Source organism: Pseudomonas sp. CH61 (genome assembly GCF_059429415.1).
In genome coordinates, this window is sequence record NZ_CM182098.1 from 1,645,274 (window position 1) to 1,656,553 (window position 11,280).

General features: G+C 61.5%; 12 protein-coding genes. 3 read left to right on the forward strand and 9 right to left on the reverse strand.

Going from position 1 to position 11,280, the window contains the following annotated elements:
* From AC5SEM_RS07340 to AC5SEM_RS07355, 4 genes are read right to left on the reverse strand one after another with little or no spacing between them, the layout of a single operon-like run.
* A complete protein-coding gene (locus AC5SEM_RS07340) occupies positions 1-753 on the reverse strand; it encodes an N-formylglutamate amidohydrolase (RefSeq protein WP_495472516.1) in 753 nt (250 codons plus the stop codon).
* Positions 737-2,068, reverse strand: coding sequence for a type I glutamate--ammonia ligase (locus AC5SEM_RS07345; RefSeq protein WP_495472517.1), 1,332 nt, complete (start codon positions 2,066-2,068; stop codon positions 737-739). Before AC5SEM_RS07345 ends, AC5SEM_RS07340 begins: the two co-directional genes overlap by 17 nt.
* Positions 2,065-2,709 carry a cysteine hydrolase family protein gene (locus AC5SEM_RS07350; RefSeq protein WP_495472518.1) on the reverse strand — a complete coding sequence of 215 codons (645 nt, stop codon included), beginning with the start codon at positions 2,707-2,709 and terminating at the stop codon, positions 2,065-2,067. The genes AC5SEM_RS07345 and AC5SEM_RS07350 overlap by 4 nt, the downstream gene beginning before the upstream one ends.
* A 2-nt stretch (positions 2,710-2,711) precedes the next feature.
* A complete protein-coding gene (locus tag AC5SEM_RS07355; protein ID WP_038369126.1) occupies positions 2,712-3,566 on the reverse strand; it encodes a MurR/RpiR family transcriptional regulator in 855 nt (284 codons plus the stop codon).
* A gap of 329 nt (positions 3,567-3,895) precedes the next feature.
* Between AC5SEM_RS07355 and AC5SEM_RS07360 the strand changes: the two genes are divergently transcribed.
* Both AC5SEM_RS07360 and cobF read left to right on the forward strand, forming a co-directional pair.
* On the forward strand, positions 3,896-4,450 hold the full coding sequence (locus AC5SEM_RS07360) for a histidine phosphatase family protein (protein ID WP_495472519.1): 555 nt from the start codon (positions 3,896-3,898) through the stop codon (positions 4,448-4,450).
* A complete protein-coding gene (cobF, locus tag AC5SEM_RS07365; protein ID WP_495472520.1) occupies positions 4,450-5,205 on the forward strand; it encodes a precorrin-6A synthase (deacetylating) in 756 nt (251 codons plus the stop codon). The genes AC5SEM_RS07360 and cobF overlap by 1 nt, the downstream gene beginning before the upstream one ends.
* A gap of 217 nt (positions 5,206-5,422) precedes the next feature.
* Here cobF and AC5SEM_RS07370 read toward each other — a convergent pair whose 3' ends face one another.
* Genes AC5SEM_RS07370 through AC5SEM_RS07380 form a run of 3 tightly spaced genes read right to left on the reverse strand, consistent with a single transcriptional unit; the run spans position 5,423 to position 8,004 of the window.
* The gene (locus tag AC5SEM_RS07370) at positions 5,423-6,604 is read right to left on the reverse strand and encodes an acetyl-CoA C-acetyltransferase (protein ID WP_034152525.1); all 1,182 of its coding nucleotides are present in this window, start codon (positions 6,602-6,604) and stop codon (positions 5,423-5,425) included.
* A gap of 11 nt (positions 6,605-6,615) precedes the next feature.
* Positions 6,616-7,281: a CoA transferase subunit B gene (locus AC5SEM_RS07375; RefSeq protein ID WP_122843518.1), complete on the reverse strand. Its 666-nt coding sequence runs from the start codon at positions 7,279-7,281 to the stop codon at positions 6,616-6,618.
* A 24-nt stretch (positions 7,282-7,305) separates the two neighbouring features.
* Positions 7,306-8,004, reverse strand: a complete 699-nt coding sequence (locus AC5SEM_RS07380) for a CoA transferase subunit A (protein ID WP_007919568.1) — start codon at positions 8,002-8,004, stop codon at positions 7,306-7,308.
* Positions 8,005-8,295: 291 nt separating this feature from the next.
* Between AC5SEM_RS07380 and AC5SEM_RS07385 the strand changes: the two genes are divergently transcribed.
* The gene (locus AC5SEM_RS07385; protein ID WP_077572173.1) at positions 8,296-9,192 is read left to right on the forward strand and encodes a LysR family transcriptional regulator; all 897 of its coding nucleotides are present in this window, start codon (positions 8,296-8,298) and stop codon (positions 9,190-9,192) included.
* 116 nt (positions 9,193-9,308) lie between these two features.
* Here AC5SEM_RS07385 and AC5SEM_RS07390 read toward each other — a convergent pair whose 3' ends face one another.
* Positions 9,309-10,151, reverse strand: a complete 843-nt coding sequence (locus AC5SEM_RS07390; RefSeq protein WP_495472521.1) for an NAD-dependent protein deacetylase — start codon at positions 10,149-10,151, stop codon at positions 9,309-9,311.
* Positions 10,152-10,205: 54 nt separating this feature from the next.
* Positions 10,206-11,252, reverse strand: coding sequence for a class I SAM-dependent methyltransferase (locus tag AC5SEM_RS07395; protein ID WP_331695856.1), 1,047 nt, complete (start codon positions 11,250-11,252; stop codon positions 10,206-10,208).
* Positions 11,253-11,280: the final 28 nt, after the last annotated feature.

Genomic DNA, 11,280 nt, shown 5'->3' on the forward strand with positions numbered 1-11,280 from the left:
TTACAGCAATGGCGCGAGGTATCCGGCCCAGCGTGATACGGCTTCGGGGCTGCGCAGCAAATCATTGCGCACCTCGATCAGCACCGAGTCGAGGCCACGGGCATCGCCGTGCACCGGCACGGTCATGTCGCCCAGCGGATCGATCTTGTAGGGCTGGTTGCCGGCCACTTTCAGCGGATGTTCGCCGAGGCCATCGAGAAAACGTTGCGCGTAAGCCTTGGCCTGACCGAACAGCACGCCGACTTCCAGCGGTCGCGGCTGGCCGTAATACACTGGGGTGAAACTGTGAATCCCGACCACACGCACTGCCTGGCCCTGAGCAACACGTTCGTCGATCAAGGTCTGCAAACGTGCGTGAAACGGTTTGAACAGGGTCTGGCGGCGGTACTCACGGGTGGTTTCGTCAAGCTCGCGGTTGCCCGGCACCTGATAAATCTCGCTCTGCGCCGGAATGCTGTCCGGGGCGTGGCGTGGCCGGTTCAGGTCGATCAGCAGCCGCGAATAATTGGCACTCAACAGGGTGGCGCCGAGCCTTTCCGATAGCTGTTCAGCCAGTTGCAACGCACCTATGTCCCAGGCGATGTGTTCAGCGGCGGCGGCAGCGTCCAGACCCAGATTGTTCAGGGCCTCGGGGATGTAGCGGCTGGCGTGTTCGCACACCAGAATCAACGGGTGCGTCGAGTCTTCGCGGCTCAGGTTGTAGGCCGGGCGGGTGTACAACCCCAGTTCGGCGGATTCAGTACAGGCGTGCATAGTGCTCACACAAGTCAGCGGGCGAGAGCTGTTCCGTCAGCGCCAGTTCCTCGGTTTTCAGGGCGTAATAGGTGTCGAGCAACGGCTTGGGCAGCCATGCAGTGAAGGCGCCACTGTTGCGCAGGCAATCCAGTGCCTGGGCCAGCGAGGCGGGCAGGGCGACGATGCCCCGTGCCTGGCGTTGCTCGTCGTTGAGTGAATCGGGAATTTCATCGGTAATCGCGTTCAGCGCCAGGCGCTGTTCGATGCCCAGCCGTCCGGCGATCAACAGCGCGGCCATCGCCAGATGCGGTGAGGCAGTGGCGTCCATGGCGCGGAATTCGAGGTTGAACTGGTTGGCCACAGGCTTGCCGCCAAGGGTTACGGTCGGGCAAATGCGCAGCGCCGCTTCACGGTTCTGCTGGCCGAGACAGGCGTAAGACGCACTCCAGTGATGCGGCTGCAAACGTTCGTACGACACCGGCGTCGGCGCGGTGAACGCGCAGAGGGCCGGCAAGTAATGCAGGATTCCCGCCGCCCAATGCTGGCCGAGGCTCGACAGACCATTGCTGGTGCCAGCGTCGTAAAGCATCGGCTGACCAGCCAGATCGAGCAGGCTGACATGCAAGTGCACGCCGTTGCACACCGCGTCGGCAGCAGTCTTCGGCGCGAAGCTCAGATCCAGACCCATTTGCCGGGCGATCTCGCGGGTGATCTCGCGCACGTTGACGGCGCGATCGGCCGCGGCCACGCCGAGCGTCGGGCGGCAGGTGATTTCGTATTGGTGCTTGCCGTATTCGGGCAGAAACATTTCCGGCTCGACACCGCCGGCGCGCAAGGCACTGAGCAGCCAGCCGCCGAACTCGGCACCCTGACGCTGAGCTTCGAGGGAAAACGCCAGATGCTCGGCAAAACCGGCATGCAGGTTGAATTCGTGTTCGAACGCGGCGTTGACCTGCAAGCCCAGTTCATCGCGATAACGTTCGATTTCATCGCGCAACAGCGTGCGCGGGCAGGCGCCCCATGGGCGGCCATCGGTCTCGCGGATATCGCCGTGGATGAAATCCAGCGCCGGTGCGTCGACGTCCGGGCCGTTGCCGACGGTGACGCGGCTGCCCAGATCGGGAATCAACCGCAGGTCGCCATAAGCGCCCCACGGATTGGTCGAAGCAATGATGTCCTGCGGCGTCAACGCACTGTTGGCCGGCACCCAGCCACACCCGGCGGCTTGATAGTGCTCAAGCTCATCAGTGGGAAACGAACGGCCACGGGTGATGCCGATCAGGTCGGTGGTGACCAGCGTGGTCATCGGCAGCGGCGTCAGGCGGGCGCTCATGGCCGCATCTCCTGCAGGCGGGCGAGCACGGTGTCGGTGTCGGTGATCCAGCAGTAACCCTTGATCGCATTCAGGCAGGCGTGATGGCGTTCGGCGCTGTAGGTGGCGCAGGCATCTTCGACCAGTGTGACCAGATAGCCGCGATCGGCGGCGTCGCGCACGGCCATGTCGACGCATTGGTCGGTGACGATGCCGGCGATGATCAGATGACGGGTTTCCAGGTTGCCCAGCACGTAGTCGATGTTGGTCGAGTTGAACACCCCGGACGAGGTCTTCGGCAGGACGATTTCGTTTTCCACCGGGCTCAGGTCTTCAATGATCCTGGCCTGCACGCTGCCTTTGGGCAGGTGCATGTCCGAGAGTTTGTGGTCGAGCGAGCGGTCGCGGCCATCAGCCGTAAGGCTTTCGATAATGGTGTGCAGCACGTTCTGCCGCGCTTCGCGAAAAGCGCTGAGCAGGCGACGTTGGTTGGGCACCACCTGCATGTGCGCGCGGGTCAGGAAATATTCGGCTTCAGGACCGTTGAGGTGCGCATCGAACTGCGGTTCGAGCCAGGCACGCTGCATGTCCACCAGCAACAGCGCGGTGTGATCGGTGGCAAACGGCAAGTCCCGCGGCGAGCGGTGGGGAAGGCTGAACATCCTTATTTATCCTCCAGCAGGTGGGTGTTGAAGTCATTGCGCAGGGCATCGATGCCTTCCAGGCGATCGGCGAGGTTTTCGGTGCGCAAGGTCAGGCAGGCAATCAGTGCTTCGACCTGAGCCAGCGCCGGGACCATGGTGTCGAACGGCGAGGCCGATTCCACCGGGGCGCTGATGATCAGGTCGGCCAGTTCGCGCAGCGGCGAGGCATAGATGTCGGTGAACAGCACCACTCGCGCATTGTTGTTTTTCGCCGCACTGGCGACCCGCAAGGCCTGGGTTTGATAACGGCGATAATCGAACACCAGCACGACGTCCTGGCGTTGCAGATCGAACAGGCGATCGGGCAGTTGCGCGTTGTCTTCCAAAGCGAAGCAACCGGGGCGCAGCAGACGCAGGTGGTTGAGTAGATAAGTCGCCATCAGACTGCTGAAACGCCCGCCGAAGCAATACACCTGATGCCGGGCATCGAGCAGCCAGTCGGTGAGAATGCGCACGTCTTCGGGTTGGGTCAGCGATTGGGTTTCGACCAGCAGGCGATGGCTGTCGCCCAGGTAGTGGCTCCAGGCGTCGTCCTTGTGCTGATGGGCGCGCGGTTGCAACAGCGTGCGCGGCGAGCGCAGGCGATGGTCCATGTCGCTGAGCAGTGCTTCCTGGAATTCGGCGTAACCGCCAAAGCCGAGTTTTTTCACCAGCCGCACAATGGTCGGATCGCTGACGCCAGCATGTTCGGCCAGACGCGCCATCGGCCCCAGACCATTACGTGGGTACTGATCAAGCAAGGCGCGAACGACTTTGCGCTCCGACGGCGTAAGATCCAGGCCGGGATCGGTGATCAGGTCTCTGAGAGGGGGCATCCGGGCTCCTGCTGGATGAGGGTGTTGAATTCGCTTCATAATCCGTTAAAACAGTATTTATGTAACTGGCGTTACATGTCTAGTGAATTTTTCAGCGTGTTGAAAAGGCGCCAAAATGGCGCGCGGTGCCCGTGTAACAAGGGCTACACGGAATTCGACCGACCTTGTAGTCCATTGCCTACAAAGGTGTCAGATATTGCCGTATTCCTAGCGTCGTCCGTTTTTCCGGTGGCTATCCGGCAGCCCCGCAACCCTCGGTTTACGGCACAATTGCCAACAGAACGGCTTGGCGCCGTTGATTTTCGTAAAGGCCTACCGGAGCGATGCCTGTGCAGACCACTCGTTTGACATTGATTTGCCATGCGCGAACCGTCGCACAAAAATTGGCGTGTTTTCCTACGAATGAGCCTGTTGAAAATAGAGGGTTGGCGTCGGGTGCATTGGCCCAGCGTTTCAACCCCGCGCGACGCTTGATTTGCGCGCCGGAATTGCGCACACGGCAGACAGCGGCGTGGTTTGGCGCGGATGCGCAAGTGGATGACGCGCTGCGCGATTGTGACTGGGGCCGTTGGCACGGGATGTCGATCAAGGATCTGCAACGCTCGGAAGACGCCGCGCTGCAGGCGTGGCTGGAAGATCCCCACGCACCCCCCCACGACGGTGAGTCGGTGGCGCAGTTATGCGAGCGTGTGGCGATATGGTTGAGCAGCCTGGAAGCCATGCCGGGACAGGTGGTGGCGGTGACGCATCCGTTTGTCATCCGCGCCGCGCTGATCCACGTGATGCGCGGTTCGGCATTTCATGACATTGATGTCGAACCGCTGTCGATGCTCGAACTACGCTTCACCGGGCGCTGGCGCCTGTGCCTTAAAGGAGCTTTGTGATGAAACAACTGCTGGTGATCGGCATCGGCGCCGGTAACCCCGACTACATCACGATGCAGGCCGTGAAGGCGCTGAACCGGGTCGACGTGTTCTTTTTGATGGATAAAGGCCAGAGCAAGGACAAGCTGATCGACTTGCGCCGGGAGATCTGTGAGCGCCACATCGACGACCTCGACTATCGCTTCGTCGAAGCCCACAGCCCGGAACGCGAACGCGGTGATGTCGACTATACCGCCAGTGTCGATGAGCTGAACCGTGCCAAGCAGCAGACCTTCGAACGCCTGATCAATGACCAATTGTCTGATGGTCAGTGCGGCGGTTTCCTGGTGTGGGGCGACCCGGCGTTGTACGACAGCACCGTGCGCATCCTTCAGGCGATTCTGGCCTCGGGTACGTGTGCCTTCGAGTTTGAGGTGATTCCCGGGATTACCAGCGTTCAGGCGCTGGCGGCGCAACACAAAGTGCCGCTGAACACGATCGGCCGCTCCATTGAAATCACCACCGGGCGGCGTTTGGCGGCCGGGCAGGTGAGTGATACGGACAGTCTGGTGGTGATGCTCGATGCTGAAGATTCGTATCAGCGGGTCGCCGATCAGCAGACTCAGATTTATTGGGGCGCCTACTTGGGCACGCCGGACGAGATTCTGATCAGTGGCCGGCTGGCGGATGTCGCGGATGAGATCGAGCGGGTGCGCAAGGCGGCGCGGGCGGAGCATGGGTGGATCATGGATACGTACTTGCTGCGTAAGCCTTAGATTTTCGCTGGCCGGGCTGGCCTCTTCGCGAGCAGGCTCGCTCCCACATTTTGAAATGCATTCCCTGTGGGAGCGAGCCTGCTCGCGAAGGCGCCGGAACATTCAACGCACATTTCCAACAGGCAAAAAAACACCCGGTGCAACGCAAGTCGCACCGGGTTTTTGTTGCCAGCAAGCGGCGGATGTCGTGGATCCGCCGATCACTGTTGAACTCTGGTTATGCGCGTTCCAGCGCCAGCGCCACACCCTGGCCGCCGCCGATGCACAGGGTCGCCAGACCCTTTTTCGCATCACGCTTGATCATTTCATGCAGCAGGGTCACCAGTACGCGGCAACCCGATGCACCGATCGGATGGCCCAGCGCGATGGCGCCGCCATTGACGTTGACCTTGTCCAGATCCCATTGCAGATCCTTGGCCACCGCCAGCGATTGCGCGGCGAAGGCTTCGTTGGCTTCGATTAGGTCGAGCTGGTCGATGTTCCAGCCAGCCTTGTCGAGGCAGCGGCGGGTCGCCGATACCGGGCCGATGCCCATGATTGCTGGATCAACGCCTGCGTTGGCGTAGGCGGCGATTTTCGCCAGCACGGGCAGGCCGAGGGCTTTGGCTTTTTCGGCACTCATCAGGATTACCGCAGCGGCGCCGTCGTTCAGCGACGAGGCGTTGCCAGCAGTGACGCTGCCATCCTTCTTGAACGCCGGGCGCAGTTTCGCCAGTGATTCGGCAGTGGTGTCGCCACGCGGTTGCTCATCAACCTTGAACGCCACTGGATCGCCTTTGCGCTGCGGGATCAGGATCGGGGTGATCTCATCGACAAAGCGACCGGCCTCAATCGCTGCAGCGGCTTTCTGCTGCGACGCGGCAGCGAAGGCGTCCTGCTGCTCACGGCTGATCTCATATTTGTCGACCAGATTCTCGGCGGTAATGCCCATGTGGTAATCGTTGAACGCATCCCACAGACCATCGCTGATCATGGTGTCGACGATTTGTGCGTGGCCCATGCGCAGACCGGTGCGTGCGCCCGGCATCACGTAGTTGGACAGGCTCATGTTTTCCTGACCGCCGGCGATGATCACGTCAGCGTCGCCGCAACGGATCGCCTGTGCACCGAGGTGCAGGGCTTTGAGGCCCGAACCGCAGACCTTGTTCAGGGTCAGCGCCGGCACGGCGTGGGGCAAGCCAGCCTTGATCGCCGACTGCCGTGCCGGGTTCTGGCCGGCGCCGGCGGTCAACACCTGGCCCATGATCACTTCATCGACCTGCGCACCGTCCAGACCGGTCTGCTCGAGCAACTGGCGGATCACCGCCGCGCCCAGATCCACCGCGGACACGCTGGCCAGCGAACCCTGGAAACTGCCGATCGCGGTACGCGTGGCGGCAACAATTACGACGTCTTGCATTTTCGAATTCCTCACTGGGCAGCGAACTGCATTTCCGGTACGTGATCCGGGACGATCAGTTTACCAGCGGTTTTGGCGACGATTTCCTCGACGCTGACGCCAGGTGCGCGTTCCTTGAGGACAAAAGCGCCATTTTCGATTTCCAGGTAGGCGAGGTCGGTCAGCACCCGCTTGATGCAACCGGCGCCAGTCAGCGGCAGGCTGCATTTGGCGAGTAGCTTGGACTCACCGTCCTTGGATGCGTGGGTCATGATGACGATGATGTTGTCAGCGCCGGCCACCAGGTCCATCGCGCCGCCCATGCCCTTGACCAGCTTGCCGGGGATCATCCACGAAGCGATGTTGCCTTCGACGTCGACTTCGAACGCGCCGAGCACGGTCAGGTCGACATGGCCGCCACGGATCATCGCGAAGGATTCGGCGGAGTTGAAAATTGACGCGCCGATGCGCGCGGTTACGGTCTGTTTGCCGGCGTTGATCATGTCGGCATCGATAGTGTCTTCGGTCGGAAACGGGCCCATGCCGAGCAGGCCGTTTTCCGATTGCAGCATGACTTCCATGCCGTCGGGAATGTAGTTGGCGACCAGGGTCGGAATGCCGATGCCGAGGTTTACGTAGAAGCCGTCCTGCATTTCGCGGGCGACGCGCTGAGCCATTTGTTCGCGGGTAAGTGCCATGTTCTTGTTCTCCGTCAGCCTGAATTATTTGCGGATGGTGCGCTGTTCGATGCGTTTTTCGAACGTGCCGCAAATGACCCGATCGACGTAGATGCCCGGGGTGTGGATCTGCGAGGGATCGAGTTCGCCGGGTTCGACGATTTCTTCGACTTCAACCACGGTGATCTTGCCGGCGGTGGCGGCCAGCGGATTGAAGTTCTGCGCGGTGTGACGGTAGACGACGTTGCCGAAGTGGTCGGCTTTCCAGCCTTTGACGATGGCGAAGTCGCCGGTGATGGATTCTTCCATCAAGTACTTGCGACCTTTGAATTCACGCACTTCCTTGCCTTCGGCAACCGGGGTGCCGACGCCGGTGGCGGTGAAGAAGGCCGGAATGCCGGCGCCGCCCGCGCGCATTTTCTCGGCGAGGGTGCCTTGCGGGGTCAGGATGACTTCGATGTCGCCTTTGAGCAGTTGCTCTTCGAACAGCTTGTTTTCGCCGACGTAGGAGGCGATGACTTTGCTGATCTGACGATCGGTGAGCAGTACGCCGAGGCCGAAACCGTCGACGCCGCAGTTGTTGGAGACGACGGTGAGGTCGCGGGTGCCTTTGCGCTTGATCTCGGCGATCAGGTTTTCCGGAATGCCGCACAGACCGAAGCCGCCGGCGATGACGGTCATGCCGTCCTCAAGCCCGGCCAGGGCTTCCTCGTAGGAACTCACGCGCTTGTCGAAACCTGCCATATGCACCTCTTTTATTATTTGCGGGCGGCTGGCTAGCCGAATGGTTGGAGTGTCGCGCTGGAGGATATATTTGTTAAGTTGATTTTTAAGGTCGATTGATTGATAAAGCTCAATAGTCGCGTTACCGCGTGCTGCTTTGATCGTTCCCCACGCCCCTCGTGGGAATGCCTCTAGGGACGCTCCGTGTCCAGTGACGCGGAGCGTCACGGGCTGCACTCCCGCGCAGAGCGTGGGAACGATCATCAGGCTTGTCGCTTAACGCTTGTAGCTTACAACTGGAGCGAAGCGAGCATGACCATCAAACAGATCCGCGCCTTCCTCGCCGTAGCCCAGAGCCTCAGCTTCGCCGTCGCCTGCGAGCGTCTGCACCTGTCGCAATCGGCGTTGAGCCTGACCATCAAAGCGCTGGAGGAGGGCCTGGGCGGTCGCCTGTTCAGCCGCAATACACGCAACGTCGCGCTGACTGCCGAAGGTGAATCCTTGCTGCCACTGGCGCGACGGCTGATTGCCGACTGGGATAACGCCGAAGACGAAATGCGTCAGCGCTTCAGTTTGCAACGCGGGCGGGTGACGCTGGCGGCGATGCCGTCGTTCGCCGGCAACCTGCTGCCGCCGATTCTCAAGACCTTTCGTGCGCGCTATCCGAACGTCAACGTCACGGTTAATGACGTGATCAACGAGCAAGTGCTGGAAATGGTCCGTGATCGCCAAGTGGAACTGGGGGTGGCGTTCGAGCCGATGCAAAACACGGCGATGACGTTTACGCCGTTGTACACGGATCGCTTCGTCGCGGTGGTGTCGAAGGATTCGCCGTTGGCGCGGCTTAGCGAGATCGACTGGCAGACGTTGTTGCAGGAGCCGTTTATCACCTTGCAGCGGCCATCGACGGTGCGGGTGATGCTCGAAGAGCACTTGCAGGCGCGCGGCATGAAGTTGCCGGTGGAGTTTGAAAGCCATCAATTGGCGACGGTCGGGCGCATGGTCGCCAGCGGGCTGGGCGTCAGTGCCGTGCCGGCGTTGTGCGCCGGGCAGATGCAGGAGCTGGGCGCGCATTGCCTGACGCTGGATGACTCGGTGGAACGGGCCATCGGCGTGCTGACCGAGCCGGGCAATGAACTGTCGGCAGCGGCGCAGGCGTTGTTCGATATCCTCCAGCAAGAGAACCTGAGCCAACGCCTGTCTCCCTGATTGCCCCGATCGCTGTAGGAGTGAGCCTGCTCGCGATAGCGGCGTATCAGTCAGACTTGCTGTGGCTGACAGAACGCTATCGCGAGCAGGCTCACTCCTACAGGGGATCTGTATATTCAGTAGGTGAGGCGTTGTGTCAGCAGGGGCAACAGCTGTTCACACGACGCTTCAATCTTCAAATCCAGCAAATCATCCGCGCGGGTCTTGCCCAGATTGATCGCAATCAGCGGCTTACCGCGATCGGCAATCACCCGGCACAGGCGAAACGCCGAATACGCCATCAACGAAGACCCCACCACCAACATCCCCGCCGCATTTTCTGCCGCCGCCATCGCCCGAGCCGCCGTGGGCTGCGCGACGTTTTCGCCGAAAAACACCACGTCCGGTTTCATCCGCTCGCCAGCGCAATACGGGCAGTGCGGTACCTGAAAACGCGCCTCGAACGCCGGGTCGAGCAGGGTGTCGCCATCCGGTGCCTGCACGGCATCGACCCCGGCCAGATACGGATTTTGTCGTTCCATCAATTGCTGAATCGAATCACGCTCACTGCGTTGGCCGCAGTCCAGGCACAGAACCCGATGCAGGCTGCCGTGCAGTTCGATCACATCGTGACTGCCAGCCTGATCGTGCAGGGTGTCGACGTTCTGGGTAATCAAGTCGTGGATCAGCCCATGACGCTGCAAGCCGGCCAACGCTTCGTGCGCTGCATTCGGCTGCGCCTGACGCACCCTCGGCCAACCGAGCATGGCCCGCGCCCAATAGCGGCGGCGTGATTCAGGGGCAGCGAGGAATTCCTGGTACATCATCGGTTGCCGCCCACGGCGTACACCGTCGCTGTCGCGGTAGTCCGGAATGCCCGACGGCGTGCTGATGCCGGCCCCGGTCAGGACGAGGAAGTCGCCATCAGCCATCACCTCTTGCAGGGTGTCGAGGTGTTCGCGGGTCGGGCTGTCGAGCATGGTCAGCGCTCCGAAATGGGCAGTGCCAGCAGGTTAGCACGCGACCCGCGCGGGTTACTTGCGCGCCTCCAGAATAAGGTTGAACGGCGTTTGCGTGGCCCGGCGGAAGTGTTTGAACCCGGCCTCGACAAACACTTTACGCAAGCGCATTTCCCCCGCCTGCGCACCCAGACCGAGGCCGACTTCCTGAGACAGCGAGTTCGGTGTGCAAATAAACGTCGAGGCCGCGTAGAACAGCCGCCCGACCGGGTTGATGTTGTCGTCCAGCGTGTCGTTGGCAAATGGCTCGACCAGCAACACCGTGCCGTCGTCCTTCAGTGAATCATAGGCGTGACGGGCGGCGCCGACCGGGTCGCCCATGTCGTGCAGGCAGTCGAAATAGCAGATCAGGTCGTAGTCATTGCCCGGGTAGCTCTTCGCCGAACCCTGGAAGAACTTCGCCCGGCTGCTGACGCCTCCTTCCTCGGCGCGTTGGGTGGCGACGGTGATCGACGGCGCGTGATAGTCGTAGCCGACGAAACGCGAGTTGGGAAACGCCTGGGCCATGATCACCGTCGAGGCGCCATGACCGCAGCCAATGTCGGCGACTTTGGCGCCTTCTTCCAGTTTGGCCACCACGCCGTCGAGCGCCGGCAGCCATTCGGCGATCAGGTGACCTTTGTAGCCGGGCCGGAAGAAGCGCTCGGTGCCGCTGAACATGCACGGATGGTGATCGCCCCAGGGCAGGGCGCCATTGCCGCGCATGGCTTTGACCAGTTTGTCCTTGTCATGGAAAAACGACGCCACCACGCCGAGACCACCGGCAACGTAAACCGGCGAGTCTTCGACGGCCAGCGCCAGTGCCTGCTCTTCTGGCAAACGGAACTGGCCGTCGTGGTGCTCCATATAGCCGGAGGCCGCGTGAGCGCTGAGCCATTCGCGCACCAGGCGCGGGTTGCAGGTGGTTTTTGCCGCGAGGGCATCGGCGCTGATCGGCTGACTGTCGGCCATGGCCCGGTACAAGCCGAGTTCTTCGCCGACGATGACATTGGCCAGCATCGCCGCGCCGCCCATGTCGTTGACCAGTTTGCCCATGAATTGGTTGAGCTTCGCCTCGTCCATCATGTGTGCTCCTGAAACAGGATCACGG